Origin of the sequence: Mumia spirodelae (assembly GCF_050632745.1) — a bacterium.
GTDB lineage: Bacteria > Actinomycetota > Actinomycetes > Propionibacteriales > Nocardioidaceae > Mumia.
Genome location: NZ_JBODSD010000003.1, coordinates 234,972 through 259,681 on the forward strand (window position 1 = coordinate 234,972; position 24,710 = coordinate 259,681).

The following is a 24,710-nucleotide window of genomic DNA, read 5'->3' on the forward strand; positions in this document are numbered from 1 at the left end:
CGTCACGGCCCGTAGAAGCACTCCGATCCTTCGGCCTTCGGAGCAGCGTCGAGGATCGCCCGCCACCCCGGGTCCTCGAAGTGCCAGCTCGGGAGCGCGTCCGGGTCCACGTCGACGAACAGCCGGATCGGCATCGCGGCCGGCCACCGGTCGTACGCTCCCTCGGCGGCGATGTCAGGGGTGTCCACGGTGATGGTCGACGGTCCCGACGCAGGCCGCACCCAGGTGTCGACGTGCAGTGTGGTGAGCATCCGTCCCGGTGCGCCGTCGACGACGCGGACCACGCGTCCCTCGACCAGCGTCTTCGCGCAGGCGACGAACCCCACGGTGTCCGGATCGTAGTTCGCCGGGGCGTGCAGCGGCTTGCGGACCGCACGCCCCTCCGCGCCCGTGAGCGTGACCTTGGTGCGGCAGAAGTCGCGGTCAGCGCCGTCGAGGCAGGTCCCGTCGAACAGCGCACGCTCGCCGAGCGGCGCCTCGAGACGCGCGACCGCCGTGCGAGCGACGCCGACGTCGCTGCATCCGCTGGTGAGCGCGCGCGTCGTGACGGTCAGGACGACCTCCGCGGACGACTCGTCGACGTCGACCGATCGCTGCTGGTCGCACTCGCTCCCGGTGTAGCGGACGCGGATCTCGGTCCCGTGCTCCGTGATGTCGGCGCGCGTCCACCAGACCGGCTCACCTGCTGTCGACCACGCCATCGTCGCCAGACCGACGAGCACGACCGCGACCGCGAGCACCCCGATGAGGACGCGTCTGCCGACCATCGCCCCATCCTCGCGGTCGACGGAGGCGGGACGCCAGGCCTCGGTTTCAGTCGGTGTCGCGGACGCGGCCGCGACCGGACTTCGTCTGGGCCCGGCGACGCTTGGCCTCGACGCGGCGTCGTTGCGAGCCGCGGGTCGGCTTGGTCGCGACCCGGGGACGGGGCGGGGGCGCCAGCGCCGTACGGATCCGCTCCGCGAGGCGCTCGCGGGCGGCGGTGCGGTTGCGCAGCTGCGAACGGTGCTCGGACGCGGTGACGCTGAGGCGGGCCGAGCCGAGGGCCGCGACGATCCGGTCCCTCTGCACGGGCGTCAGCACCTCCGACGCGGCGGCGTCGAAGACGACCTCGACCCGGCTGTCGGTCGTGTTCACCGACTGTCCGCCTGGACCGGGAGAGCGCGAGAACCTCTCCTCGATCTCCCGCTCCGGGATCACGAGGCCGTCGGGCAGGCCCGGGCCCGGGGGTACGACGAGCGGGCCGCTCGCGGCCGGGCTCACGAGGCTCCCGTCCGCCGATCGGTCCGTGCCCACTCGATCATCGGGCAGGTGTCCATCACCATGGCGACGCCCGCCGCGCGGGTCCGCTCGAACGCCGCCTCGTCGATCACGCCGAGCTGGAACCACACGCCCTTCGCCCCGATCGCGACGGCCTCGTCGGCGAAGGGACCGGCCGCCTCCGAGCGACGGAACACGTCCACCACGTCGATCGGGAACGGCACGTCGGAGAGCGTCGCGTACCCCTGCTCGCCCAGGACGGTCGGTGCGGAGGGGTGGATCGGGACGATGCGCTTGCCGCGCTCCTGCAACGCCTCGGCGATCCGGTACGCGGTGCGCGAGCGGTCGCCGGAAAGGCCGACGACGGCCCACGTCTGGAGGTCGTCGAGCATCAACGAGATCGCAGCGGGGTCCTGCCAGTCGGTGTCCATGAGTCGACGGTAGCGCCGGCCCCACCACCGCGCCGCACCGTCGGTGGCCCCGTGTAGAACCGAGCGGTGACCTCTCGTACGACGCGACGCGTCCTCGCGGCTACGGCCGCCCTGCTCCTGCTGCCCTCCTGCGGCCCGCTGGACTCCCAGGTGGCGGCCGACGCCGAGCCGACGGCTCCCGCGACGTCGGCGACCCCGGCGTCCGGGCACGTCGCCGACCAGGTCACCAAGGCGCGGGCGCTGCTCGACGGACTGCGGGTCGCGGGTCGCGCACCCAAGACGGGGTACGACCGCACGGCGCTGTACGGCCAGGCCTGGGCGGACGTCCCACGGACCGGGTGCGGCACGCGCGACAACGTGTTGGTCCGCGACCTCACCGACGTCGCCAAGCGCAACCGCTGCGTCGTCGTCGCAGGACGGCTGGCCGACCCCTACACGGGACGCGCGATCACCTTCCGCAAGGAGGACGCCGCCGCGGTGCAGATCGACCACGTCGTGCCGCTGTCGCTGAGCTGGCAGCTCGGGGCGCAGCAGTGGCCGGCGGGCAAGCGGGTCGCCTTCGCCAACGACCCCCTCAACCTTCTCGCGGTCGACGGCCCGACCAATGCCCAGAAGTCCGACTCCGGGCCCGACGGGTGGTTGCCGCCAAACAAGGAGTACCGCTGCACGTACGTCATCCGCTTCACGCGGGTCGCGGCGTCGTACGCGCTGCACGTGACGGAGCCGATGAAGGCGGCGATCGTGCGGATCCTCGACGGGTGCAGCCGCGTGGACGGCTCGCCCGCCGACCTCGCTCCGTTGCCGAGCTCGGTCTGGCCGTACGCCGCGACCTTCGCGAGCGAGCGCGAGAGCACCGGCGAGACGGCCGCCGGCGGAGCCACGCCCTCGGGCAAGGCCTGCCCGGCGAGCGCTCCGATCAAGGGCAACGTCCCCGACGACGGCGGCGACCGGATCTACCACGCGCCCGGCACCCGGTCGTACGCGGTGACGATCCCCGAGGCGTGCTTCGCGACGGTCGCCGCGGCAGAGGCGGCAGGGTTCCGGGCACCCCGCTGACGTGCCACGATGCCTCCCATGGCTGTCGATCCCCGCGGTGCCGACCTCAAGCGCTACCTCGCCGAGGACGCCGGTGGTCCCGTGACCATGCTCAACCTGCTGCGCTTCCGTGAGGGCGGGCGCGAGCTGTACGCACGGTACGCGGCCGCGCTCGACGAGACGTTCCTCCCTCGCTACGGCGGCGAGGTCCTGTACGCCGGAGACGGCGGTACGACGCTCGTCGCGGAGGAGGGTCAGGACTGGGACGCGGTGCTTCTCGTGCGCTACCCCTCACGCGAGGCGTTCAGCCGGATGGTCGCCGACGAGGACTACCAGCAGGTCACGCACTGGCGCACGGAGGCGCTCGAGGAGGCCGTGCTCCAGGCGACCACTGAGTGGCCGGGGTCGGGGACCTGATCCGCTCGGAGCTCCACCGCGCGGGGTCACGTGTCGGGCCGGCCGGCCGATGCCGTCACGGAGACCCAGACGCCGCCCGCCGGCCCCGGCCGGCACCGGGGAGGATCCTCGGCACGTGACGCCGGTAGTCGCCGCGGGGACGGTGCTCATCCGTCCTGCGCGGCGACCTCGCCGTCGCTGCGCAGGATGCAGAACTCGTTGCCCTCGGGGTCGGCCAGCGTGATCCACCCCTTGCCGTCCGGCGTGCGGAAGTCGCCGAGCTGCGTCGCGCCGAGGCCGACGAGCCGCTCGACCTCGTTGTCGCGGGAGCGGTCCGTGGGACGCAGGTCGAGGTGGAGCCGGTTCTTCACCTGCTTGTCGTCGGGGACCTCGATGAACAGCAGCGGGCCCGCGGCGCCGGCACTGCCGTCGGTGGGCGGGACGATCATGCACTCCTCGTGGCCGGGCTCGTTCGGGTCGCCGGGGACGTCGGTGTAGCCGACGAGGACCTGCTTCCACCACTCGGACTGGGCGTACGCGTCGTGGGAGTCGATGGTCGTGTGCGAGATGCGAGAAGACATGGGCCCGACCGTACGGGCTGCGTGCGGCGAGGTCGAACCCGTTCTGACCGGGTCACTTTCTGGCCGCGCCGGAGTCCTCGAGCCGTCGCTGCTCGAGCCCGTCCAGCACGAGGTCGAGCCCGTACGCGAACTCGTCCCCGAACGCGTAGCCGGGCTTCATCACGTGCTCGACCGCCAGCTCGGTGAGGTACGGCAGGTCGTCCGGGGACATCCCCGCGAGGATGTCGGCCGCCAGCGCGCCCACGTCCTCCGGCTCGCGGACCGGGAGGCTCACCTCCTGCACCACGTGGCCGAACAGCTGCGCGTCGATCAACGCGAACGCGTGCGCGGTGAGCGGGACGGAGAACCCACCCTGGCGTAGGCAGGCGAGGACGGCGTCGTGGTGCCGGAGCGTCGCCGGACCCGGATGCGCCCGCGTCTCCACCAGACCGACCGCCCACGGGTGCCGCAGCAGTACGTCGCGGGCGGAGGTGCAACGCCGCCGCATCTGCGTCCGCCAGTCCTCGCCGGCGGTCGGCAGCGCGATCTCGGCGAAGACGAGGTCGACCATGCCGTCGAGAAGGTCGTCCTTGTTGGCGACGTGGTGGTACAACGACATCGCCTCGATCCCCAGCTCGCGCGCGAGGGCCCGCATGGTCAGCGATCCGACACCCGACGCGTCGGCGACGGCGACCGCGGTGCGCAGGACGGCTTCGCGGGAGAGCGGCGGGCGCCGGGACATCGGTCCTCCTGACAAAGGGACTTGCGTCGACTTACGTCGTAAGGCTACCTTCGGAGCAGACCCCTTACAACGTAAGGTAGTGGTTGCAGATGAAGGCAGTCGTCCAGCACGAGTACGGAGGCACCGACCGCTGGGAGGTCGGCGACGTCCCCGAGCCGGTCCCCGATCGCGACCAGGTCCTCGTGCGGGTCCATGCCGCCGGCGTCGACCGCGGCGTCTGGCACGTCATGACGGGCCTCCCGCTCGCCGGCCGTCTCGCCTTCGGGCTCCGGCGCCCGAAGCAGCCGGTCGTCGGGATGGACCTCGCCGGCGTCGTCGAGGCGGTCGGCCCGGACGTCACCCGGTTCGCCGTCGGCGACCCGGTCCTCGGCGCCGGCACCGGCACGTTCGCCGAGCTGGCCCTGGCGCGGGAGAAGCACCTCGTCGCGAAGCCGGCAGGCCTCTCGTACGAGGAGGCAGCAGCGTTGCCGGTCTCCGCGCTGACCGCGCTGCACGGGCTTCGCGACACGGGACGGGTGCAGAAGGGGCAACGGGTCCTCATCGTCGGGGCGTCCGGCGGGGTGGGGACGTACGCCGTCCAGCTCGCGCGCGCGTTCGGTGCGGAGGTCGCGGGGGTGTGCCGCACGTCGAAGGTCGAGGGCGTACGCGCGCTCGGCGCGGACCCGGTCGTCGACTACACGCGCGAGGACCCGCTCGACCTCGGGCCGAGGTTCGACCTCGTCCTCGACATCGGCGGCGACCGGTCGCTCGGGCAGCTCCGCCGGATGCTCGTCCCCGGCGGCACGCTGGTGCTGGTCGGCGGCGAGGGAGGCGGACGGCTGATCGGGAGCCTGCGCCGGTCGCTCGCCGCCGTCCTGGTCTCGCCGTTCGTGAAGCAGCGGCTCGCCATGTTCCTGTCGCTGACGAAGGCCGAGGACCTCCAGCTGCTCGCCGACATGGCCGAGCGCGGCGAGATCCGCCCTGTCGTCGCGCGCGCCTACCCGCTCGACGCCGCGCGCGAGGCCCTCGATGCGCTGGTGGCCGGCGACGTCCTCGGGAAGGCCGTCGTCACGGTCCGGTGACCGCGGGGTCGCCGGCGCCCTCGGAGCACGCGGCGCGCCAGAACGCGTCGAACACCGCGCTCGGCTGCGGGGAGGACCACATCTGGTTCGCGAGGAGGATGCCGACGAGCCCGGCCGCGGGATCGATCCAGAGCGTCGAGCCGAGGCCGCCGTCCCATCCGTACGACCCGGCCTGACGCCCGTCCGGCTGGGTCGCGGTCTTCACTCCCAGCCCGAGCCCCCAGCTGGAGGTGCCGTTGTCGAGCGGACCGACACGGGGACGGGTGGCCTCGGCAAGGACCTTCTCGGAGACCACCCGAGTCCCGTCGTCGCTCACCCCGCCCGCGCGCAGCATGCGGGCGAACGCGTACAGGTCGTCGACGGTCGAGACGAGCCCGTCACCCGCGTTGGGGAAGGCCGGCGGTTGTGACCACTGACCCTCGGCGGGGTCGTACGCGGTGAGGGTGGGCCCTCCGTCCGAGGGCAGCCAGTGCGGTCCGAGGCGCCCGCTCTGGCCGGCGCGCACACCGAACCCGGTGCTCGTCATCCCGAGCGGGTCGAGCACGCGCTCCGCGAGCACCTCGGGGAGCGGCGACCCCGCGGCCCGGGCGACGAGGACCCCGAGGACCTCGCTGCCCGTGTGGTAGAGCCAGCGCTCCCCCGGCTGGTACGAGAGCGGCACCGACCCGACCGTCTGCATCCACACGTCGGGCGCGGGGTTGGTCTGCGGTGCGGGTGGGCCCGCCTGCAGCCCGAGCCGGCCGAGCTCGGACAGGACCGGCCCCGGGAACGGTCCGCTGAAGTCGAGGCCGATCCCCAGCCGGAGCTCGAGCACGTCTCCGACCGTGATCGCACGGCGCGCCGGCACGGTGTCGTCGAGCGGCCCCGACGGGTCGCGCATCACCCGACGATCGGCGAGCTCGGGGAGCCAGCGCTCCACGGGTGCGTCGAGGTCGAGCGTGCCGTCGTCGAGCAGCGTCCACGCCGCCACCGCGACGATCGGCTTGGTCACCGACGAGATGCGGAAGAGCGAGTCAGGACGGATGCGCGTCCCGTCGCCGGGCCCGTGGGTTCCGTGGGCCCCGACCGCGACGTCCTCGCCGCGGGCGACCAGCCACGCCGCACCCGGCGGGTCGCCGCGCTCGACGAACGGCTCGACGGTGCTGGCGATGTGCGCGTGCAGGTCCACCGGTGCTCCTCCTCGGGTCGGTCCAGGGTCGACCGCGCCGGGGCGCCGAACTCATCGGCGCCCCGGCGACGCTGGTGGAGTCAGCGGCGCACGGCGTCGCGTCCGTACAGCTTCCGCGACCACAGGTAGCCGCCGACACCGATCACGAGGGTCCACCCGAGCGCCAGCCCCAGGCTGCTCCCGTCGACGGTGGTGCCCTCGAGCAGCGACCGGACGGTCTCGTTGATCGGCGTGAACGGCTGGTACTCGGCGAACCAGCGGATGCCGACCGGCATCGTGTCCACCGGGACGAACCCGCTGCCGAGGAACGGCAGCAGCATCACCGGCAGGATCACGTTGCTGGCGCCCTCCACGGTCTTGCTGCCCAACCCGAGGGCGACGCCCAGCCACGTGAGCGCGTACGCCACGGCGGCCAGCAGCGCGAAGGCGCCGAGCACCCCCGCGGGGCCGCCGTCGGTGCGGTAGCCGATCGCGAAGGCGAAGGCGAGCACGAGCACGAGGCTGATCAGGTTGAGGACCAGACTCCCCAGCACGTGGCCCGTGAGGACGGAGGACCGAGCGATCGCCATCGTCCGGAACCGCGCGATGATCCCCTCGGTCATGTCCATCGCGACCGAGACCGCCGTCATCATCGACCCGATCGCGACGGTCATCGCGAGGATCGCGGGCGTGATGTAGGTGATGTACGCCGCGCGTCCGCCGCTGCCGACCCCGGCGCCGAGCGCCTCGCCGAAGATGACGCCGAACAGCACGAGGAACATCACCGGTTGGACGATCGTCCACGCCGACATCCCGGGATAGCGCAGCGAGTGCCGGAGGTTGCGGCGCAGCATCGTCATCGAGTCGCGCCACACCTTCGGCGTGTTCGCCGTCGCAGGGGTGGCCGTGGCCACGTCGAGCGTGCTCATCGTGCTGCCTCCTGAGGGACCTGGGTGTCGGTGGCGGCGTGGCCGCCGGTGAGGGCGAGGAAGACGTCGTCGAGGTCAGGGGTGTGGATCGCGAGGTCGGCCACCGCGTCGCCGCTCGCGTCGAGGTCGGCGAGCAGGGTGCGGAGGGTCTCCACGTCACCGTCGTACGGGACCCGCCGGGTGTCGCCCCCGACGAACGACACCTCGACGTGGCCCGTGGGGACGAGCCGCTTGAGCTCCGCGCTCGTGCCCTGGGCGATGAAGGTGCCGTGGTCGAGCACCGCGATGGAGTCGGCCAGCTCGTCGGCCTCCTCGAGGTACTGCGTGGTCAGGAGGATCGTCACGCCGTCGGCGACGAGCTCGCGGACGATGTCCCACACGCCCCTGCGGCTGCGGGGGTCGAGCCCGGTGGTGGGCTCGTCGAGGAAGATGACCCGCGGCCGGCCGACCATCGTCATCGCGAGGTCGAGGCGCCGCTTCATGCCTCCCGAGAACGTCGCGGCGTGCTTGGTCGCGACGTCGGCGAGGTCGAACCGCTCGAGGAGGTCGGCCGCGCGGCGTCGCCCCTCGGCGCGGTCGAGGTGGAAGAGGTCCGCCATCAGGAGGAGGTTCTCCTCCGCCGTCAGGAGCCCGTCGACGGCCGAGAACTGGCCCGTCACGCCGATCGCGGCGCGGACCGCGTCGGGCTGGGTCGCCAGGTCGTGACCGAGCACCCGGGCGGTCCCGGCGTCGGCGGTGATGAGCGTGGACAGGATCTCGACGATCGTCGTCTTGCCGGCGCCGTTCGGCCCGAGGAGCGCGAAGACGGAGCCGGCGGGGATCGCCAGGTCGATGCCGTCGAGGACGACCTTGTCGCCGTAGGACTTGCGGAGGCCGACGGCTTCGAGCGCCGGTGGCCGCGGACTGGGTGAGGTCATGGAGGTTCCTTCGGTCGTGGAGGTGGAGGGGCGCCGCAGGAGGGCAGGCTCCCGCCCGCCGGGGGTGAGGCGGCGTCGGGTGGGGTGGGGGTCTCGATACGCCCTCGCCCAGGGGCTCGGGCTACTCGACCAGCGGGGAGCGGGTCAGACGTCGAGGTCTTCGACGACGGCGTGGTCGGTCGTGTTCTTCACGAGGTCGTACAGCTCGGTCGGGATGTGCGCTGCGAGCTCTTCGAGGGTCTCGTACACGTCGACGGTGGAGGTCGCGGCTCCTGTCCCCCAGGTCTGGTCGGCAGCGACGTACTTGCGCCAGCCCGTCGCCTTGCCGTCGGCGCCGGCCGTCCACGTCGTCTCGGGGGTGCGCTGGGTGTGGAGGACGAACTTGCCCGTACGGCCCTGGTAGACGCGGAACTGCTCCGCACGGTCCTTGGTCGAGCGGCCCCACTCCGCGAGGAGCACGCCGACGAAGCGGGTGCGCTGGGCCTTGCCAGGGCCGACGTGGACGGTGATCTCCGAGAACCCCTCGAGCTTGCCCTCCTCGACGTCGACGAAGCGCCGCAGCGCCGAGGAGATGGCCTTGGAGAGGTTGCCGCCGACGAGCTCCTGCGCGCGCTGGAAGAGAGGCAGGTCGCTGTCGGAGACGTAGATCGTCTTGTTCGGCATGGGCTCATCGTAGTCGTCCTTGCTATGCGTATCAATATACGTATACGAGCAAGGTAGACCCTGTCGCGGTGGACGCGCAAGGGCATGCCGAAGGGCGGGCCGTCGTACGACGACCCGCCCTCGCGAGGATCAGAGAATCAGGCGTGGATCAGGACGCCGGACTCCAGACCCCGATCTTGTTGTTCTCGAAGCTCGAGAACGTGATGTCGTCGGTGCCGTCGAGGTCGAGGTCGGCGATCTTCGCGCCGCCGGCCTGCCCCCAGCCCTCCGACTCGGGCAGCACGTGCTGCTGGAAGGTGCCCGGAGCGGTCTGCTCCAGCCAGTAGAGGCGGAACGCCCCGTCGCCCGACACCGCGAGGTCGGTGTCGCCGTCCCCGTCGATGTCGCCGAAGCCGGTCTTGCCGGGAGCGGCCTGGCCGGGCCGCGGGCTGGCGATGAACTCGGCGCCCGGGTCGACGCCGGAGGCGAGCGGTGCGACCGCCCACCGTGCGCGCGGGTCGGCGGCCGGCGTCAGGAGGAAGACGTTCGGCGCCGCGCGGAGGGCGGCCGGCGGGCCGGGGTTCTGGAGGTTGGTGTGGTTCACCCCGACCCACCGGTCGACCCCGTCACCGAAGAGGTCGCCGACGCGGTGGATGCTGAACGACGGACCCTGCCCGCGTGAGATCTCGTGCATGACGAAGTCCGACGCGGTCAGCCCGTCCTCAGCGGTCCCGACACGCTCGAACCAGACGAACGAGGCTTCTCCGGTCGGCGGGCCGAGGACGACCGGGCTGACACCGAAGTACTGGGCGGAGGCCACGTCGAGGTCGCCGTCGCCGTCGACATCGGTGACGACGGGGCTGCTGCCGCCGCGGTCGGCGAGGGTGACGGGCTCGGCGAACCCGCCCTTGCCGTCGCCCTTGAAGAACTGCAGCGCGACGACGTCGTCGGTCGTGACCGGCGCCTGGAAGCCCTGCTCGCCGACGGTGACGATGTCCTTGCGCCCGTCGCCGTCGAAGTCGACGAACTGGAGGTCGTGGTAGGCGAAGGGGCTGCCGGTGATGATGTCGTGCCGCTCCCAGTCGCGCAGCGCCGCGACGCACTCGCGCGCCTCGGCGAGGTTCTTGGTCGTGAGCGGGCACTTCGCGAGCGCCAGCACCTCCTGAACGCTGCGTGGCACGTCGCGGTTCTCCCACCACGTGAGCGAGCCGCGGCTGAAGCCGAGACCGCTGTCCCAGAAGTATCCGGCCGGCTGGATGATGTCCACGTCGCCGTCGCGGTCCACGTCGGCCAGTGTCGGCTCGCTCGGGAAGATGATGTCGTCGGACTGGTCGATCACCAGGCTCGTCTTCCAGGTGTCGACGCCGCCGCCGCGCTTGCGTCCAGCGTTCTCGTACAGCGTGACCGTGCCCGGCTCGGGGAGGGCCGCGCTGCCCTGCATCGTGAGGGCGCCATAGCTGGTCGACACCAGCTCGGGCCTGCGGTCACCGACGACGTCGCCGACCGCGGTGAACGCCGGGCCGGACTGGTTCTCGGCGATGACGGTGCGGGTGAACTCCGGGGGCTCGGCCATCGCGGGAGTGAGACCGAGCGCGGTGACGGCAGCGGTCGTCGCCACCATCGCCAGGACGGTCGTGGTCGTGCGGGCGGGGGTACGCATGGGGGCCGCTCCTCGAGGTCCCTGTTCCTTAGAATGGAACAGCGTTTCGATCAGGATGGAGGCACTCTTGCACATCCGTCCGCACGACGTCGAGACCTTGTCGAAATGGACCTGGCGACCGGCGAGGCCGGGATCAGCCCTCCCAGGTCCGCGCCACCAGCGTCAGGACGTCGTACGTCGCCACAAGCGCGCCCTCCCCGTTGGTGACGACCGCGTCCCACCGGACCTCGCCGTAGTCCGCCGTGCTGCGGGGCGTGATCTGCTTGACGGTCAACGTCACCGCGATGGAGTCCCCGGCCTTCACCGGCGTGAGGAACCGCAGGTTGTCGACGCCGAAGTTGGCGAGGACCGGACCCGGGTCAGGGTCGACGAAGAGCCCGGCGGCGAGCGAGACGACGAGGTAGCCGTGCGCGACGATCCCGCCGAAGAGCGGGTTGGCCGCAGCGGCCTCCTCGTCGGTGTGGGCGTAGAACGTGTCGCCGGTCAGCGCGGCGAACGCGTCGATGTCCTCGCGGGTGACCGTCCTCGGCGGGGAGGCGATCGTGTCACCGACCCGCAGCGCCGCGAGGCTCTTGCGGAACGGGTGGACCCCGTCGTCGCGGCGGGTCGAGCCCGGCGTCCACCGGCCGGTGATGGCGGTGAGCATGTCGGGAGATCCCTGCAGGGCCGTGCGCTGCATGTGGTGGAGGACGCTGCGGACGCCCCCGAGCTCCTCGCCGCCGCCGGCGCGTCCTGGACCGCCGTGCACCAGCATCGGCAGCGGCGACCCGTGCCCGGTCGACTCCCCGGCGTCGTCGCGGTCGAGGACGAGGATGCGTCCGTGCCACGGCGCGAGCCCGAGCGTGAGAGTCCGCGCGACGTCGGGGTCGTGGGTGACGACCGAACCAGCCAGGCTCCCGCGACCGCGGGCGGCCAGGGCGATCGCGTCGTCGAGGCCGTCGTACGCGACGACCGTGCTCACCGGCCCGAACGGCTCGACGTCGTGCGGCTCTGTTGCCCCGGCGCGTGCGCGCAGCAGGACCGGGCCCATGAACGCCCCTCGCTCGGGATCGGCCGCGCCGGTGCCGCCGCGGGGGTCGCCGTGCACGAGGTCGGCGGAGCTGCGCAGCGCCTCGACCGCCTTGCGGACCTCGTCGCGCTGGGCGGTGCTCACGAGTGGTCCCATCCGAATGTCGGGGTCCCGCGGGTCGCCGACGGTGGTCCCGGCAAGACGGGCGACGATCGCGTCGACCACCGTGTCGGCCATGGCCGTCGGGACGAGCACGCGCCGGATCGCCGTGCACTTCTGGCCCGCCTTGACCGTCATCTCCGTGACGACGCCCGCGACGAACAGGTCGAGCTCGGGGTCGTCCGCCCCGACGTCGGGCCCGAGAACCGAGCAGTTGAGGGAGTCGGCCTCGACCCCGAGTCGTACGCCGCCGGTCGCCACGGACGGGTGGTTCCGGAGCACGTTCGCGGTGTGGGCCGAGCCGGTGAACGCGACGGAGTCCTGCGCGCCGAGCTCGTCGAGGAGCGTCCCGGCGCCACCGCTGACGAGCTGCAGGGTCCCGTCGGGGAGGAGGCCCGAGGCGATGACCTGGCGCACCAGCGCCTCGGCGACGTACGCCGTGGGGCTGGCCGGCTTCACGATCGTCGGCAGGCCGGCGAGGAAGGCCGGGGCGAGCTTCTCGAGCAGGCCCCACACCGGGAAGTTGAACGCGTTGATCTGGACCGCGACGCCGGGGCGTGATGTGAAGACGTGCTGGCCGACGAACGTCCCGCGCTTGCCCAGCGGCTCCGGCGGCCCGTCGAGGACCACGGTGTCGTTGGGGAGCTCTCGGGTGCCCTTGCTCGCGTACGAGAAGAGCGTGCCGATGCCGCCGTCCACGTCGACCATCGCGTCCGGTCGGGTGGCGCCGGCGCACGCCGACAGCGCGTACAGCTCGTCCTTGGTGCCGCCGAGGTGCTTCGCGAGCGCCTTGAGGAGGCCTGCGCGCTCGTGGAAGGTCAGGCCACGGAGCGCGGGACCGCCGACGTCGCGGGCGTACGTCACCATCTCGCCGACGTCGAGACCGGTGCTCGACACGCGCGCGACCACCTCGCCGGTCGTCGCGTCCAGCAGGGGTCGGCCCTCGTCGGGTGCTGCGTACCAGCGTCCGGCGACGTAGCTCTCCAGCAGTGCGCTCACGGTGTCCCCCAGGGTCTCGTCCGTCCCGGCCACGCTATTGCAGAACGATCGGTCAGTAAATGTTGTCTGCAGGCGGCCGGTGTGACACGATTAACAGAACGATCGGTCAGTAATTCGCACGGAGGCCACCATGACGACGTCGGTCGACGACGCCACCCTGCTCGCGGGCTTCGAGCGCACCGTCGCCCGCCACGACCGCATCGAGCCGCGCGACTGGATGCCCGAGCGCTATCGCAAGACGCTCGTCCGCCAGATCGCGCAGCACGCGCACTCCGAGATCATCGGGATGCAGCCGGAGGGCAACTGGATCACGCGGGCGCCGTCGCTGCGCCGCAAGACGATCCTGCTGGCGAAGGTGCAGGACGAGGCCGGGCACGGCCTCTACCTCTACTCGGCGACCGAGACGCTGGGGGTCTCCCGGGCCGACCTCACGCAGATGCTTCTCGACGGGCGCCAGAAGTACTCCTCGATCTTCAACTACCCGACGCTCTCCTACGCCGACGTCGGCACGATCGGCTGGCTCGTCGACGGTGCGGCGATCTGCAACCAGGTGCCGCTGTGCCGCACCTCGTACGGCCCGTACGGACGGGCGATGATCCGCATCTGCAAGGAGGAGTCGTTCCACCAGCGGCAGGGCTACGAGCTGCTGATGACGATGATGCGCGGCACCGACGAGCAGCGCGCGATGGTGCAGGAGTCGGTCGACCGGTTCTGGTGGCCGTCGTTGATGATGTTCGGCCCGCCCGACGACCAGTCACCCAACACAGCCCAGTCGATGGCGTGGGGGATCAAGCGCGACACCAACGACGACCTTCGGCAGAAGTTCGTGGACATGACGGTGCCGCAGGCCGAGGCGCTGGGCGTGACCCTCCCCGACCCCGAGCTGGCGTGGAACGAGGAGCGCGGGCACTACGACTTCGGCTCCCCGGACTGGGACGAGTTCGCGCAGGTGATCAACGGCAACGGACCCTGCAACGCTCAGCGGATCGCGCACCGCCGGCGCGCGCACGACGAGGGCGCGTGGGTCCGCGAGGCCGCGACCGCCTACGCCGCGAAGGAGGCCTCGGCATGAGTGGGCCCAGGGCCGAGTGGCCCCTGTACGAGGTGTTCGTGCGCGGCAAGCGCGGCCTCAACCACGTGCACGTCGGCTCGTTGCACGCCGCGGACGACGCGATGGCGGTGCGGTCGGCACGCGACGTCTACACCCGCCGCAACGAGGGCGTGAGCATCTGGGTCGTCCGGGCGGACGCGATCACCGCGTCGAGCCCGGACGAGAAGGACCCGTTCTTCGCGCCGAGCGGCGACAAGGTCTATCGCCACCCGACCTTCTACGACATCCCCGACGACGTCCCGCACATGTGAGGGCCCGATGGTCTCGACAGGCTCGATGAACGAGAACACTCACGACGACGACAACCCGTACGACGGGCTGCTCGTCGGCGACGACACGCACTGGGCCTTCGGCACCGGCTTCGAGGACCCCCTCGCCGGCATCGCGACGGACGTCCCGGACGGTGTCGATGCGGGCGACCTGGCGACGTACGCGCTGATGCTCGCCGACGACGCGCTGGTCATGTCCCACCGCCTCTCGCAGTGGTGCAGCAACGCGCCCGACCTCGAGGAGGACGTGGCGCTCGCGAACGTCGCGCTGGACCTCCTCGGCCAGGCGCGCATGCTGCTCGCGCGCGCCGCCGCCGCGGACCCGACCGTGGTCCCGGCGCTCCCCGACGGGTCGCCGGTCCCGGCCGAGGACGCGCTCGCGTTCTTCCGCGACGACCGCGCGTTCCTCCACGTACGTCTCGTCGAGGGCGAGGACTGCGACTTCGCCGACGCGATGGTGCGGCTGCTGCTCTTCTCCACCTGGCGGCTCGCGCTGCTGGTGCGCCTGCGCGAGAGCCGCGACCCCTTCCTCGCGGCCGTCGCCGAGAAGGGGGTCAAGGAGCTGACCTACCACCGGGACCACGCCGCGCGCTGGTGCGTCACGCTGGCCCAGGGCACGGAGGAGTCGCGGGCCCGTCTGGTCGCGGCGCTCGAGCGGCTGTGGCCGCTGCGCGGCGAGCTCACCGTCGGTCACGCCGTCGAGACGCGCATGGCGGAGGCCGGCGTCGGCATCGATCCGGCCACCGTCTCCGACGCGGTCGACAGCGTCCTCGACCAGGTGCTGGCCGCCGGCGACCTCGGACGACCGGACGTGTCGGCGCTCGCGGGCGTCCGCGGCATGACGGGTCGCGACGGTCTCCACACGGAGGCCTTCAGCCGGATGCTCGCGGAGATGCAGGTCGTGGCCCGGGCCCACCCGACGGGGCGGTGGTGACGGATGAGGACGACCACTGCCCGCACGGCGGCTGAGGCGGCGCTCGAGGCAGCGCGCCGCGTCCGCGATCCCGAGATGCCGATGCTCACGCTCGACGACCTCGGCGTCCTGCGCGACGTGCAGGTCGACGCCGACGGCCGGGTCGTCGTACGCCTCACGCCCACCTACTCGGGCTGCCCTGCGGTCGCGACGATGCGCGACGACCTCGTGCAGACGCTGAACGCGGCCGGCTTCGACGACGTCCGTGTCGACCTGGTGCTGGCCCCGGCCTGGTCGAGCGACTGGATCACCGAGCGCGGTCGCCGGGCGCTCGCGACGCACGGGCTCTCCGCCCCGGGGCCGGCACCGCGGCGCGACGGCCCGGTCGCGCTGACTCTCGCGCCCGTACGCCGATCGATCGCCTGCCCGCGCTGCGGGTCGGCCGAGACGGAGGCGACGTCGGAGTTCGGTCCGACGCCGTGCACCGCGCTCTACCGGTGCACCGCCTGCCTCGAGCCGTTCGAGCACGTCAAGGAGATCTGACGATGACCGTGACCGCGGCGCCACCCATGCGCCGTACCGCCGCCTTCCATCCGCTCACCGTGGCTGCGGTCGAGCGGTTGACCGACGACGCGGTCGCCGTGACGTTCGACGTCCCGGCGGAGCTCGCCGACGCGTACGCGTTCGCGGCAGGCCAGTCGCTCACCCTGCGGCGTTTCGTCGACGGGCGCGAGGAGCGCCGGTCGTACTCGATCTGTGCTCCGGTCGGCGACGCGCTGCGCATCGGCGTCCGCGAGATCCCCGACGGGTTCTTCTCGCGCTGGCTGACCCGCGAGGTCGGTCCCGGGACGAAGATCGACGTGCAGACACCGACCGGCACGTTCTGCGCCGACCCGCGCGCCGGCGGTCGCCACCTGTGCATCGCCGCCGGCTCCGGGATCACCCCGATGCTGTCGATCGCGAGCACGGTCCTGACGAACCCCGACTCCGCCGTGACCCTGCTCTACGGCAACCGCACGGCGACGACCGTGATGTTCGCGGAGGAGCTCGCGGACCTGAAGGACCGGTACGGCGCGCGGCTCGACCTGGTCCACGTGCTCTCGCGCGAGCCGCGCGACGTCGAGCTCTTCTCCGGCCGGCTCGACGCCGATCGCCTTCGCGCGCTCTTCACGCTCCTCGTCCCCGTCGGCGACGTCGACCACGTCTGGGTGTGCGGGCCGCACGCGATGCTGCTCGACGCCCGCGCCGTGCTCGACGAGCTGGGCGTGCCGGCCGAGCGCGTCCACGCCGAGCTCTTCTACGTCGACGAGCCGCCGCCGGACGTGCACCGGGTCGAGCCCGAGATCGACGGTGCGACCAGCGAGGTCACCATCGTCCTCGACGGACGGCGTACGACGGCGACCATGCCGCGGTCGGAGACCGTTCTCGACGGGGCCCAGCGGACACGGTCGGACCTTCCGTTCGCGTGCAAGGGCGGTGTCTGCGGCACGTGCCGCGCGATGCTGTGCGACGGGGAGGTCGAGATGCGGCGCAACTACGCGCTGACGCCCGAGGAGGTCGAGCGCGGGTTCGTCCTCACGTGCCAGTCGCGCCCCGTGAGCGACGCGGTGACCGTGGACTTCGACGCATGAGCGAGGCGATGTGGGAGGCGGACGTCGCCAGCCGTGCGCTCGGCATGCGTCTGGAGGAGCTCGGTGAGGGCCGTGCACGTGTCGCGATGGAGGTGCGTGCCGACATGGTCAACGGCCACGACCTGTGCCACGGCGGACTGGTCGCGTCGCTGGCCGACAGCGCGTTCGCGCTCGCGTGCAACAGCTACGGCGAGGTGACCGTCGCGGCCGGGTTCGACATCACGTTCCTCGAGCCCGCGCGCCTCGGCGACACGCTCGTCGCGGAGGCGTGCGAGCGGTCGCGGCGCGGGCGCTCGGGTCTGTACGACGTCACGGTGCGCCGCGCGTCGGACGGCACGGCGGTCGCGGAGTTCCGGGGACGGAGCCGCACGGTGGGCGGGCGCAGCGGCGGGCGCAGCGGCGGGCGGTGAGTGTGGTCCCACGCGCTCGCCTTCGGGTGGGACCTGGCTCACCGCCGTACGGCGAGCCCGTCGAACGCCAGCGCCGCGACCGCGTCGGCGAGCACCTCGGCGTCCACCGGACCCCCGGGCCGGTACCACTCGACCAGCGAGTTCACGGCACCGAAGAGGAGACGGCTGATGAGGTCCGGCGGGATGTCGGAGCGCAGAGCACCCTCGTCCACCGCCTGCTGGACGAGGGACGCCAGCCGCTCGTCGATCGCACGGCGTCGCGCGAGCGCCCGCAGCTCGACCTCGCTGTTGCCGTGCACCCGCAGCAGGAGCGTGACGGCGGGCAGGTGCGCGACGAGGACCTCGACGCTCTGCCGCACGGCGGTGCGGAGGCGTTCGTACGCGGACCCGCCGTCCTGCACCTGGGTCGCCTCGTCGATCACCGCCTCGAGGCCGTCGAGCGCCTCGTCCAGCGCGAGCGCGAGAAGGTGCTCCTTGCTCGGCACGTGGTGGTAGATCGCGGACTTCGTCAGACCGAGCTCCCGCGCGAGGTCGCCGACGCTCGTGGCGTCGTACCCCTGGCGGTTGAAGACCTCGATCGCCCGCCGCAGCACGGTCTCCTGGTCGTACCCGGGACGGCCCCGGCGTGGGGTGCCCTGCGTCGACCCGGTCGCCATGGCCCCAGCGTCTCACGCCGCGCCGTTGCGTCACCGACGTCACGTGGCAAGACCGTGTCCGAGCCGCGTACAGCCTCTACTGTCGAGGACGAGCGAGCATGGACGAGACGTCGAACCCCCGATCGACCCGCGCGCGGGCCTGGCTGGTCGGCGTCGCGGCCGTCGTCATGGGCTGCGTGGGGATCTTCGCGCTCCTGCGGGGACCGCTGGCCGGCGACGACCGGAACGGGTCCGGCCAGGAAGCGGCGGCGAAGCCCGCGTACGCGACCCGCTGCGAGAAGATCCCCCAGCTCACGTCGATCCACGACCTCGCGACGATCGTCGACACCGTCCGAGGCGTGCCGGCGATCATGGGCGCGGACGTGGGCGCCGATCTCGAGCTGCAGGACGGACGCCGCATCTGGGTGATGGGTGACACGCTGCGCGACCCGTCGTTCGACGGGCAGCGGTTCGTCCGCAACTCCATGCTCCTCATCTCGCCGGGCTGCGCCCGCGTCGTGCTGCCCGCGGACAACGGGGCGCTGGTGCCCGACCGTCCGGACGGCGTCGGCTACTGGCCCATGTCGCTCGGGCGCGTGACGCGCAACGGTGTCGACGTCGTCGGGGTCGGGGTGCAGCGGGTCCGCAGCACGGGCGGGCCGAGCTCGATGGAGTTCGAGACGCTGGGCCCCGCGATCGCCGTCTTCCACGTCGCCCGCGGCGGTGTGCCGCAGCTCGTCGAGGTGATCGACATCGGCCCCGACGACCCCAGCCGCAAGCGTCCGACGTGGGGCGCCGCCGTCGCCGTGGAGGACGACTGGGTCTACCTGTACGGGACGGCGAACCCCGAGGTCGACGGCGTCTTCGGCTACTCGTTGCGCGTCGCGCGCGTCCGGATCGACGACATCCGGGACCACGGCGCCTGGCGCTACTGGGACGGGTCGGCGTGGGTCCGTGACGCGTCGTCCGCGGTCGAGATCATCGGCGCGCAGGGCGGGGTGTCGCAGGTGCTGAGCGTGTTCGAGGCCGGCGGGTCCTGGTACGCGGTGAGCAAGCAGGACGAGTTCCTCGGCGACGACCTCGTGATCTGGAAGGCGCCGCGGCCGACCGGGCCGTACAGGGTGGCGTCACGGCCGGCCGACATCCCGTCGGACGAGTCGACCGGTGTCCTCCGCTACATGCCGCTCGCGCACCCGCAGCTCCTCCGGAAGGACGGCTCGGTGATCGTGTCGTACAGCCGCAACAACACCGACGTGCAGAAGATCGAGCAGGACCCGCTGCTGTACCGGCCCGAGTTCCTCCGCGTGCCGCTGCCCTGAGGACTGCACTGAAGGACGCTGCGCCGTCGGATCGCCGGAATTCCGGGCGTCGGCGCCCGCGTGTCTCTCCCTGACCCGCAGCGCACGGCCCTATCGTGCGAATCAGGAGACGACGAGGGGGAAGGCGCGTCATGACGGATCTTGCAGGAGCGATCACCTCGGCGGCGAGGACCGCGTGGTGGATCGTCGTCGTCCGGGGGGTCCTCGCGATCGGCCTCGGCATCGTCGCCCTCGTGTGGCCGGACGTGACGGCACGCGTCGTCATCGTCCTCTTCGGCATCTGGGCGCTCGCCGACGGCATCATCGCCCTCGTCAGCATCGTCACCGGAGGCGGCCGGGCATGGGGCTGGTTGCTCCTCGAGGGCGTCCTCGGCATCGCGGCCGGCATCATCGCGTTCCGGGCACCGGTCACTGTCGCGCTGGCCCTGGTCCTCGTGGTCGCGTTCTGGTCGATCATGATCGGCGTGCTCGAGATCTCGGGCTCGCTGCAGGTGCGTCAGGTCCCGGGCAGCGGCTGGGGCTGGCTGCTCGCGTCCGGCGTGATCTCGATCCTCTTCGGCATCCTGCTCTTCGCGTGGCCGGACATCGGCTTCAAGACGCTGATCGTGCTGATCGGCATCTACGCGCTGGCGATCGGCGTGTTCTGGCTGATCTCGGCGTTCATGATCCGTAAGGACATCAAGGCGATGGACGCCGTCTAGCACCCACAGACGCCAACGCCCCACGCTGCGACCAGGGCCGTGGGGCGTTGTGCCGTACGGGTGCACTCGCACGCGTTCGCGACGCTCCCCATCGCAAACGTCGCGGTGCCACGGTACGGCGGTGGCCGCCGCCGCGCGCCGGCTGCACGCGCGCCGTACGGCGTCAGCCGTACAGGCGGACCGGCATCGCCTCCACGCCGTACACGATCGAGCGCTGCCGGAAGGTCAGCTCGCTCGGGTCGCAGGCGAGGGTGATGTCGGGGAAGCGGCGGAACAGGCGCGGGTATGCCGAGCGCAGCTCCATCCGGGCGAGCTCGGCACCGACGCAGCGGTGGAACCCGTGCCCGAACGCGACGTGCGACACCGGCCAGTCGCGGTGCGGGTTGAAGTGCTCGAGGTCCGGGCCGCCGGTGCGGTGGTCGCGGTTGGCGCCGGACAGCGACGCCACGACGACGTCACCCTTGGTGATGCGCTTGCCGAACAGCTCGTGGTCCACCTTGGCGAAGCGCGGGAACGACACCTGCACCACCGTGAGGTAGCGCAGCATCTCCTCGACGACCGGGTCGGCGAAGGCGTCGTCCTCCACGAGCCGCCGACGTGCCTCGGGATCGTTCATCAGCACCATCGAGCCGAGCGCGATCGTGCTCGCGGTGGTCTCGTGGCCGCCCGTGAACACGCCGTCGGCGAGTCCGCCGAGGTCGTAGTCGGAGATCTCGTCCCCGACCTCCTCGATGATCTTGCCGATGAGCCCGTCGCCCGGGTCGTCGCGCTGCTCCTTGGTGGCCTGCATGAGGAACGTCCGCGACTCCGAGATGGCGCCGAAGCTGCCGGCTCCTCCGGCCGAGACGTCGAACCGAGCCGAGCCCAACGCGAAGAACTCCTCGCGGGACTCGTCGGGCAGCCCCAGCAGCTCGCAGATCACCAGGAACGGGACGGCGAAGGCGAAGTCGGCCATGAGGTCGACGTCGGGGCCCTTCTCCTCCATCACGTCGAGCTGGTGCTCGATGACCTCGTCGATCTTGGGCGTGAGGCGCGCCAGACGGCGCATCGTGAACTCAGGGGTGAGCAGCTTGCGCAGGCGCGTGTGCTCCGGCGGGTCGGTGAAGCCGAGGCCGCCGATGTCGCCGTCGGCCGCCCCGACCTCGCCGACGAACGGACGGATGTCGTTGCTGTACGAGGTGCGGTCGGCGAGCACCGCCTGCGCCTCGGCGTGACCGCTGACGAGCCAGATGTTCATCCCGAAGAGGCTCGCGAGCTTCTTGACGGGGGCCTCGGCGCGCACCTTCGCGAGCTGCGGGACGGGGTCCAGGCCGTCGCGGCGCAGCGGCATCAGCCAGCGGTTCGGGACGAACGTGAGCTTGGAGAGATCGATCCCGTCCTTCTGCGACCGCAGGAGAGTCCGCTGGGCGACCCACGTCAGCAGGTCGGTCGTCATCTTGCGCATAGTCCGACAAGATTAACGGTCGAGGGGGGCGCCGAGGCCGCTGCTCCACCGATTTCAGGGATGTCCCTGATCTCCCTGGGTGATCATCTCCGCGAGCACGGGGACGGCGCTGCGCTCGAGCGGCTTCGTCGCAGTGAGCAGCGTCAGGACCGCCTCGTCTGCGCGCTCCCGGAGCGCCGCGACGGCCGCCCGTTGCGCGGGTTCGCCGAGCTCCGCGCGGTAGCGGCGGACGAACTCCTCGTACGGCAGGCCGTCGTGGTGGAGCGCTCGCCGCAGCTCGGTGCTCGGGGCGACGTCCTTGTCCCACGCGGCGATGGCGAGCTCCTCCTTGCGGATGCCGCGCGGGGCCACAGCCGGTCGACGAGGACACGGACCCCGTCGTCCTCGGCGGGTGGGTCGTACGCTCGTCGGCCCTGCACGCGGATCGGTCCCATGGGGTCAGTCTGCGCGCTCTCCGACATGGGTGCGGGGTGGATCGGTGCCACTCGGTGACACCGATCCACCCCGCAGAGGCACGTGCCGCGTCAGAACCCGAGGACGCGTGCCGTCACCGTCGTCTCCGACGGCGCGTGGGTCGCGTCGCCGGTGTAGCGGACCGTCAGCTGGTGCGTGCCCGGCTTGAGCGCCTTGGCCGGGATCGCGACGAGCGTCACGCCCACCACGAGCCTCTGGCTCGCCAGCACCGTGTCGCCCTTGAGCACCTCGACGGTGCCGGTGGCCCGCGGCTTGACCTGCGCCGCGATGATCGGGCCGAACAGCGGCGAGATGCCCGGCGTCGCCACCGCGCTCACCGTGGTCGGGGTGAGCTGCTCCTCGAGCGCGATTCCGACCAGGGCCGGGTCGTGGTCGCTGGAGCGGAATGCGGTCTCGTCGTAGAAGAGGGTCGCGTTGTTGTTGTAGCGGCTGTACTCGTACGCGATCGGCTCCATCGCGTTGATCGACCAGACACCCATGCCGGTGATGTTCGGCGCGGCCGCCGGCGACGCGAACACGTGGTCGAGCGACCCGATCTCGCCGTCGAACTGGTAGGTCTCCGCCGTCTGGTAGGTCTCCTCGAGATCCACGTAGCCCGCATTGCGCAGGACCGTGATCGGGTCCTCCTTCGAGTACGCGTTGAGGTCACCGGTCAGATAGACCTTGTCGGTCCCGGCGGCGGCCTTCACTGTGTCGGCGAAGGCGACGAGCGCGTTCGCCTGTGCGACCCGCTCGACGGTGCCCGCACCCTGGTCGGGGTCAGGCGTGCCGGACCGCTTCGACTTGAAGTGGTTCACGATCGCGACGAACCGGTCGTCCTCCGTGCCGGCGACGGGCTGGAAGGCCTGCGCGAGCGGCTCGCGCGCATCGGCGAAGGCCGGGTCGCCGACGAGGACGGTCGAGCCGCCGACCGGTGCGAGGACCGCGGGCTTGTAGATGAACGCCGTACGGATGAAGTCCTGCTCCTCGACCGTCGGCAGCGCGGACGCATCGGGGGACGGGACGTACGCCCAGGTGCCGGCACCGGCCGCCTCGTTGAGCGCGTCGGTGAGCGCCGCGAGCGCGGCGTCGCGGTCCTTGCCGAACTTCACGGAGTTCTCGATCTCCTCCAGCGACACGACGTCGGCGTCGAGGGCGTTGATCGCCGCGACGATCTTCTTCTCCTGGCGCTCGAGCTGCGTCGTGCTGGCGGCACCTCGCGGTCCCGCCTGACCGACGCACTCGTCGACGGTTGTCGCGACACCCTCGCGGTCGACGAAGTAGTCGCAGGAGATGCCGGTCGTCGCCTCGTACTCCTCACCGGTGGTGATGAAGTAGTTGAGGACGTTGAACGCGGCAAGGGTGAAGTCGCCGCCGACCTGCGGAGCCGCTTGCGGCCGCTCGGCGCCCGCGAAGGTCGCCGGGAGCACGCCGTTGACGTCGTCGGCGGTGAGCTGGGCGACCGGCTGGAGCTTCCACGCGCTGTTGCGGTAGTCGAGGACGACGTCACTCACGAACGTCGCCGAGGCCCCGACGCGGATCGTGGTGTCGGCGTCGATCCACGGCTGCGGCGTGTTCTTGCCGCCCGCGGTGTAGTTGGTCGAGGAGCCGTCGTCGAGCGTGATCCGCTTCGTGGCGTTCTCCGCCTTCACGGCCTGCGACGCGGCGCCCGGGGCGGCGACCTCCGTCGGGACGTACAGCGGCGAGGTGCCGGCTGCGAGACCGATCTCGGCGAAGGTGTTGGTGGTGTAGTTGTTCGTCACCGTGAAGGGACCCTTGGGCGTGACGAGCATGCCCTCGAGCGCCTCACGGGCGGCGTCGTCGAGCGGCAGCGCGAGCTCGGTCGCCTTGACCGCCGCGGCGGGCTCGTCGAGCACCACCACGTCGGCCGCGGCCGGCGTGATCTCGGTCAGGCCGCCGAACTCGCTGATCACACCGGTGACCTTCACGTGGTCGCCGATCGCGACCTTGGCGACCGCGGCGCTGCCGAAGACGAAGATGCCGTCGGACCGGCCGGGCGTCGCGTCGTCCGCGCCGCCGCTGCCCGCCGTCTGGAGGTAGAAGCCGTTGAAGCCACCCGTCGGGTAGGCCGCCGTGACGACGCCCTGGGTGATCACCGTGTCGTCGGCGTACGGCGAGGCCGCGCCGGATCCCTGGATCTCGGCGATCGTGCGCTCCACCACCGGGTTCGGCGCGGGCACGCAGGCCTCGCCGCAGGCGGTCGGCGTCGGCGCCGCCGAGGTGAAGTCGGCGCTGTTGTTGTTGGTGTCTGTGCCGTCGGTCCGGTTGATCGACGCCGTGACCGAGTAGCCGCTCGCGATCGGGGCGGTCTCGGAGGTGTTGGAGACGCCGTAGCCGAGGAGGTCGACGACGTTCGGGTTCGCGACGACGGTCGCGCCGTCACCCGTCAACGTGTCCGCCGTCTTGGTCAGCGCCAGGGTCCCGCCGTTCGTGTTGCCCGAGAAGGCGATCGTCGACGGGGCGTCGGGCGTCGGCAGCGGCGCTCCGTTGGTCGAGTTGGCGTTGCCGCTCACCAGGTAGTGCGCGCCCGCCGGGATCGTGCCGGACAACGGGATCTTGCCGGTGAACGCGGTGGTCGAGCTGTACGAGCGGTACTGCACCGTCCAGCCGTCGACCTTGATCGGCTGGCTGGTCGGGTTGTAGAGCTCGACGAACTTGTTGAGGTAGGTCGCGCCGGCGCTGCCGCCGTTGAGGTAGGCCTCGTTGATCACGAGGTGGTCGGCGGGTGCTGCGCTCGCGGGTGCCGCGACGGCGCCGAGCGTGCCCGCGGCGAGCGCTGCGGCAGCGAGGAGCGACGTCGCGCGGGCGCCGCGTCTGATGGAGAGAGACACCTTGATCCTCCTGGATCCGTGCGGT

At 71.8% G+C, this 24,710-nt stretch carries 26 protein-coding genes and 1 pseudogene; 11 read left to right on the forward strand and 16 right to left on the reverse strand.

Annotated elements, in window-relative coordinates; translation table 11 throughout:
- Positions 1-2 precede the first annotated feature (2 nt).
- From ACQSSQ_RS16680 to ACQSSQ_RS16690, 3 genes are read right to left on the reverse strand one after another with little or no spacing between them, the layout of a single operon-like run.
- The gene (locus ACQSSQ_RS16680) at positions 3-767 is read right to left on the reverse strand and encodes a hypothetical protein (protein ID WP_431328236.1); all 765 of its coding nucleotides are present in this window, start codon (positions 765-767) and stop codon (positions 3-5) included.
- A 46-nt stretch (positions 768-813) separates the two neighbouring features.
- A complete protein-coding gene (gene arfB / locus ACQSSQ_RS16685; protein WP_431328237.1) occupies positions 814-1,263 on the reverse strand; it encodes an alternative ribosome rescue aminoacyl-tRNA hydrolase ArfB in 450 nt (149 codons plus the stop codon).
- A complete protein-coding gene (locus tag ACQSSQ_RS16690; protein WP_431328238.1) occupies positions 1,260-1,691 on the reverse strand; it encodes a CoA-binding protein in 432 nt (143 codons plus the stop codon). The genes arfB and ACQSSQ_RS16690 overlap by 4 nt, the downstream gene beginning before the upstream one ends.
- Positions 1,692-1,757: 66 nt before the next feature.
- On the opposite strand from ACQSSQ_RS16690, the gene ACQSSQ_RS16695 reads away from it, so the two are divergent.
- Both ACQSSQ_RS16695 and ACQSSQ_RS16700 read left to right on the forward strand, forming a co-directional pair.
- Positions 1,758-2,747, forward strand: coding sequence for an HNH endonuclease family protein (locus ACQSSQ_RS16695; RefSeq protein WP_431328239.1), 990 nt, complete (start codon positions 1,758-1,760; stop codon positions 2,745-2,747).
- 18 nt (positions 2,748-2,765) lie between these two features.
- Positions 2,766-3,143 carry a DUF1330 domain-containing protein gene (locus ACQSSQ_RS16700; RefSeq protein WP_431328240.1) on the forward strand — a complete coding sequence of 126 codons (378 nt, stop codon included), beginning with the start codon at positions 2,766-2,768 and terminating at the stop codon, positions 3,141-3,143.
- A 146-nt stretch (positions 3,144-3,289) separates the two neighbouring features.
- On the opposite strand, the gene ACQSSQ_RS16705 is transcribed toward ACQSSQ_RS16700, so the two are convergent.
- Together ACQSSQ_RS16705 and ACQSSQ_RS16710 are read right to left on the reverse strand one after the other, a co-directional pair.
- Positions 3,290-3,703, reverse strand: coding sequence for a VOC family protein (locus ACQSSQ_RS16705; protein ID WP_431328241.1), 414 nt, complete (start codon positions 3,701-3,703; stop codon positions 3,290-3,292).
- Positions 3,704-3,755: 52 nt separating this feature from the next.
- Positions 3,756-4,424, reverse strand: coding sequence for a TetR/AcrR family transcriptional regulator (locus tag ACQSSQ_RS16710; protein WP_431328242.1), 669 nt, complete (start codon positions 4,422-4,424; stop codon positions 3,756-3,758).
- An 89-nt stretch (positions 4,425-4,513) separates the two neighbouring features.
- Between ACQSSQ_RS16710 and ACQSSQ_RS16715 the strand changes: the two genes are divergently transcribed.
- Positions 4,514-5,485, forward strand: coding sequence for an NAD(P)-dependent alcohol dehydrogenase (locus ACQSSQ_RS16715; RefSeq protein WP_431328243.1), 972 nt, complete (start codon positions 4,514-4,516; stop codon positions 5,483-5,485).
- Here ACQSSQ_RS16715 and ACQSSQ_RS16720 read toward each other — a convergent pair.
- The 6 genes from ACQSSQ_RS16720 to paaZ form a co-directional block, all read right to left on the reverse strand.
- A complete protein-coding gene (locus ACQSSQ_RS16720) occupies positions 5,472-6,653 on the reverse strand; it encodes a serine hydrolase domain-containing protein (protein WP_431328244.1) in 1,182 nt (393 codons plus the stop codon). The genes ACQSSQ_RS16715 and ACQSSQ_RS16720 overlap by 14 nt on opposite strands.
- Positions 6,654-6,733: 80 nt before the next feature.
- Positions 6,734-7,561: an ABC transporter permease gene (locus ACQSSQ_RS16725; RefSeq protein ID WP_431328245.1), complete on the reverse strand. Its 828-nt coding sequence runs from the start codon at positions 7,559-7,561 to the stop codon at positions 6,734-6,736.
- Complete coding sequence (locus tag ACQSSQ_RS16730; protein ID WP_431328246.1) at positions 7,558-8,478, reverse strand: ATP-binding cassette domain-containing protein; 921 nt, start codon at positions 8,476-8,478, stop codon at positions 7,558-7,560. Before ACQSSQ_RS16730 ends, ACQSSQ_RS16725 begins: the two co-directional genes overlap by 4 nt.
- 144 nt (positions 8,479-8,622) lie before the next feature.
- Positions 8,623-9,141, reverse strand: a complete 519-nt coding sequence (locus ACQSSQ_RS16735; RefSeq protein ID WP_431328247.1) for an EXLDI protein — start codon at positions 9,139-9,141, stop codon at positions 8,623-8,625.
- Positions 9,142-9,289: 148 nt separating this feature from the next.
- On the reverse strand, positions 9,290-10,780 hold the full coding sequence (locus tag ACQSSQ_RS16740) for an FG-GAP repeat domain-containing protein (protein ID WP_431328248.1): 1,491 nt from the start codon (positions 10,778-10,780) through the stop codon (positions 9,290-9,292).
- Positions 10,781-10,913: 133 nt separating this feature from the next.
- Positions 10,914-12,947, reverse strand: coding sequence for a phenylacetic acid degradation bifunctional protein PaaZ (paaZ, locus tag ACQSSQ_RS16745; protein ID WP_431328249.1), 2,034 nt, complete (start codon positions 12,945-12,947; stop codon positions 10,914-10,916).
- A gap of 130 nt (positions 12,948-13,077) precedes the next feature.
- On the opposite strand from paaZ, the gene paaA reads away from it, so the two are divergent.
- Genes paaA through paaI form a run of 6 tightly spaced genes read left to right on the forward strand, consistent with a single transcriptional unit; the run spans position 13,078 to position 17,281 of the window.
- Positions 13,078-14,019, forward strand: a complete 942-nt coding sequence (gene paaA / locus ACQSSQ_RS16750; protein ID WP_431328250.1) for a 1,2-phenylacetyl-CoA epoxidase subunit PaaA — start codon at positions 13,078-13,080, stop codon at positions 14,017-14,019.
- Positions 14,016-14,309, forward strand: a complete 294-nt coding sequence (gene paaB, locus ACQSSQ_RS16755; protein WP_431328251.1) for a 1,2-phenylacetyl-CoA epoxidase subunit PaaB — start codon at positions 14,016-14,018, stop codon at positions 14,307-14,309. The genes paaA and paaB overlap by 4 nt, the downstream gene beginning before the upstream one ends.
- 25 nt (positions 14,310-14,334) lie before the next feature.
- Complete coding sequence (gene paaC / locus ACQSSQ_RS16760) at positions 14,335-15,261, forward strand: 1,2-phenylacetyl-CoA epoxidase subunit PaaC (RefSeq protein ID WP_431328252.1); 927 nt, start codon at positions 14,335-14,337, stop codon at positions 15,259-15,261.
- 3 nt (positions 15,262-15,264) lie between these two features.
- Positions 15,265-15,783, forward strand: coding sequence for a 1,2-phenylacetyl-CoA epoxidase subunit PaaD (gene paaD, locus ACQSSQ_RS16765; protein ID WP_431328253.1), 519 nt, complete (start codon positions 15,265-15,267; stop codon positions 15,781-15,783).
- Between the two features lie 2 nt (positions 15,784-15,785).
- Entirely contained in the window at positions 15,786-16,871 is a 1,086-nt protein-coding gene (paaE, locus tag ACQSSQ_RS16770) for a 1,2-phenylacetyl-CoA epoxidase subunit PaaE (protein WP_431328254.1), read from the forward strand.
- Positions 16,868-17,281, forward strand: coding sequence for a hydroxyphenylacetyl-CoA thioesterase PaaI (gene paaI, locus ACQSSQ_RS16775; protein WP_431328255.1), 414 nt, complete (start codon positions 16,868-16,870; stop codon positions 17,279-17,281). The genes paaE and paaI overlap by 4 nt, the downstream gene beginning before the upstream one ends.
- A 38-nt stretch (positions 17,282-17,319) precedes the next feature.
- Here paaI and ACQSSQ_RS16780 read toward each other — a convergent pair whose 3' ends face one another.
- Positions 17,320-17,937 (reverse strand): TetR/AcrR family transcriptional regulator, encoded by a 618-nt coding sequence (locus ACQSSQ_RS16780; protein ID WP_431328256.1) that lies wholly within the window; start codon positions 17,935-17,937, stop codon positions 17,320-17,322.
- Between the two features lie 98 nt (positions 17,938-18,035).
- Here ACQSSQ_RS16780 and ACQSSQ_RS16785 point away from each other — a divergent pair, with 98 nt between their 5' ends.
- Together ACQSSQ_RS16785 and ACQSSQ_RS16790 are read left to right on the forward strand one after the other, a co-directional pair.
- A complete protein-coding gene (locus tag ACQSSQ_RS16785; RefSeq protein ID WP_431328257.1) occupies positions 18,036-19,235 on the forward strand; it encodes a DUF5005 domain-containing protein in 1,200 nt (399 codons plus the stop codon).
- Positions 19,236-19,366: 131 nt separating this feature from the next.
- Positions 19,367-19,936, forward strand: coding sequence for an HdeD family acid-resistance protein (locus ACQSSQ_RS16790; RefSeq protein WP_431328258.1), 570 nt, complete (start codon positions 19,367-19,369; stop codon positions 19,934-19,936).
- A gap of 163 nt (positions 19,937-20,099) precedes the next feature.
- Here the strand turns inward: ACQSSQ_RS16790 and ACQSSQ_RS16795 are convergent, their stop codons facing one another.
- The 4 genes and pseudogenes from ACQSSQ_RS16795 to ACQSSQ_RS16810 all read right to left on the reverse strand — a co-directional run bounded on the left by ACQSSQ_RS16795 (position 20,100) and on the right by ACQSSQ_RS16810 (position 24,685).
- Positions 20,100-21,371: a cytochrome P450 gene (locus ACQSSQ_RS16795; RefSeq protein ID WP_431328259.1), complete on the reverse strand. Its 1,272-nt coding sequence runs from the start codon at positions 21,369-21,371 to the stop codon at positions 20,100-20,102.
- A 63-nt stretch (positions 21,372-21,434) separates the two neighbouring features.
- Positions 21,435-21,731 carry a DUF488 domain-containing protein gene (locus ACQSSQ_RS16800; protein ID WP_431328260.1) on the reverse strand — a complete coding sequence of 99 codons (297 nt, stop codon included), beginning with the start codon at positions 21,729-21,731 and terminating at the stop codon, positions 21,435-21,437.
- 17 nt (positions 21,732-21,748) lie between these two features.
- Positions 21,749-21,841, reverse strand: a pseudogene (locus ACQSSQ_RS16805) (hypothetical protein); the annotation flags it as partial.
- A gap of 63 nt (positions 21,842-21,904) precedes the next feature.
- Positions 21,905-24,685 (reverse strand): ExeM/NucH family extracellular endonuclease, encoded by a 2,781-nt coding sequence (locus ACQSSQ_RS16810; RefSeq protein WP_431328261.1) that lies wholly within the window; start codon positions 24,683-24,685, stop codon positions 21,905-21,907.
- Between the last annotated feature and the right edge of the window lie 25 nt (positions 24,686-24,710).

Coding starts and splice junctions, on each gene's coding strand:
- ACQSSQ_RS16680 (WP_431328236.1), bottom strand. CDS start 767: ATGGTCGGCAGACGCGTCCTCATCGGGGTGCTCGCGGTCGCGGTCGTG.
- ACQSSQ_RS16785 (WP_431328257.1), top strand. CDS start 18,036: ATGGACGAGACGTCGAACCCCCGATCGACCCGCGCGCGGGCCTGGCTG.
- paaE (WP_431328254.1), top strand. CDS start 15,786: ATGACCGTGACCGCGGCGCCACCCATGCGCCGTACCGCCGCCTTCCAT.
- ACQSSQ_RS16780 (WP_431328256.1), bottom strand. CDS start 17,937: ATGGCGACCGGGTCGACGCAGGGCACCCCACGCCGGGGCCGTCCCGGG.
- ACQSSQ_RS16690 (WP_431328238.1), bottom strand. CDS start 1,691: ATGGACACCGACTGGCAGGACCCCGCTGCGATCTCGTTGATGCTCGAC.
- paaC (WP_431328252.1), top strand. CDS start 14,335: ATGAACGAGAACACTCACGACGACGACAACCCGTACGACGGGCTGCTC.
- ACQSSQ_RS16715 (WP_431328243.1), top strand. CDS start 4,514: ATGAAGGCAGTCGTCCAGCACGAGTACGGAGGCACCGACCGCTGGGAG.
- ACQSSQ_RS16735 (WP_431328247.1), bottom strand. CDS start 9,141: ATGCCGAACAAGACGATCTACGTCTCCGACAGCGACCTGCCTCTCTTC.
- ACQSSQ_RS16725 (WP_431328245.1), bottom strand. CDS start 7,561: ATGAGCACGCTCGACGTGGCCACGGCCACCCCTGCGACGGCGAACACG.
- ACQSSQ_RS16795 (WP_431328259.1), bottom strand. CDS start 21,371: ATGACGACCGACCTGCTGACGTGGGTCGCCCAGCGGACTCTCCTGCGG.
- paaB (WP_431328251.1), top strand. CDS start 14,016: ATGAGTGGGCCCAGGGCCGAGTGGCCCCTGTACGAGGTGTTCGTGCGC.
- ACQSSQ_RS16710 (WP_431328242.1), bottom strand. CDS start 4,424: ATGTCCCGGCGCCCGCCGCTCTCCCGCGAAGCCGTCCTGCGCACCGCG.
- ACQSSQ_RS16740 (WP_431328248.1), bottom strand. CDS start 10,780: ATGCGTACCCCCGCCCGCACGACCACGACCGTCCTGGCGATGGTGGCG.
- paaD (WP_431328253.1), top strand. CDS start 15,265: ATGAGGACGACCACTGCCCGCACGGCGGCTGAGGCGGCGCTCGAGGCA.
- ACQSSQ_RS16700 (WP_431328240.1), top strand. CDS start 2,766: ATGGCTGTCGATCCCCGCGGTGCCGACCTCAAGCGCTACCTCGCCGAG.
- ACQSSQ_RS16730 (WP_431328246.1), bottom strand. CDS start 8,478: ATGACCTCACCCAGTCCGCGGCCACCGGCGCTCGAAGCCGTCGGCCTC.
- paaI (WP_431328255.1), top strand. CDS start 16,868: ATGAGCGAGGCGATGTGGGAGGCGGACGTCGCCAGCCGTGCGCTCGGC.
- paaA (WP_431328250.1), top strand. CDS start 13,078: ATGACGACGTCGGTCGACGACGCCACCCTGCTCGCGGGCTTCGAGCGC.
- ACQSSQ_RS16790 (WP_431328258.1), top strand. CDS start 19,367: ATGACGGATCTTGCAGGAGCGATCACCTCGGCGGCGAGGACCGCGTGG.
- ACQSSQ_RS16705 (WP_431328241.1), bottom strand. CDS start 3,703: ATGTCTTCTCGCATCTCGCACACGACCATCGACTCCCACGACGCGTAC.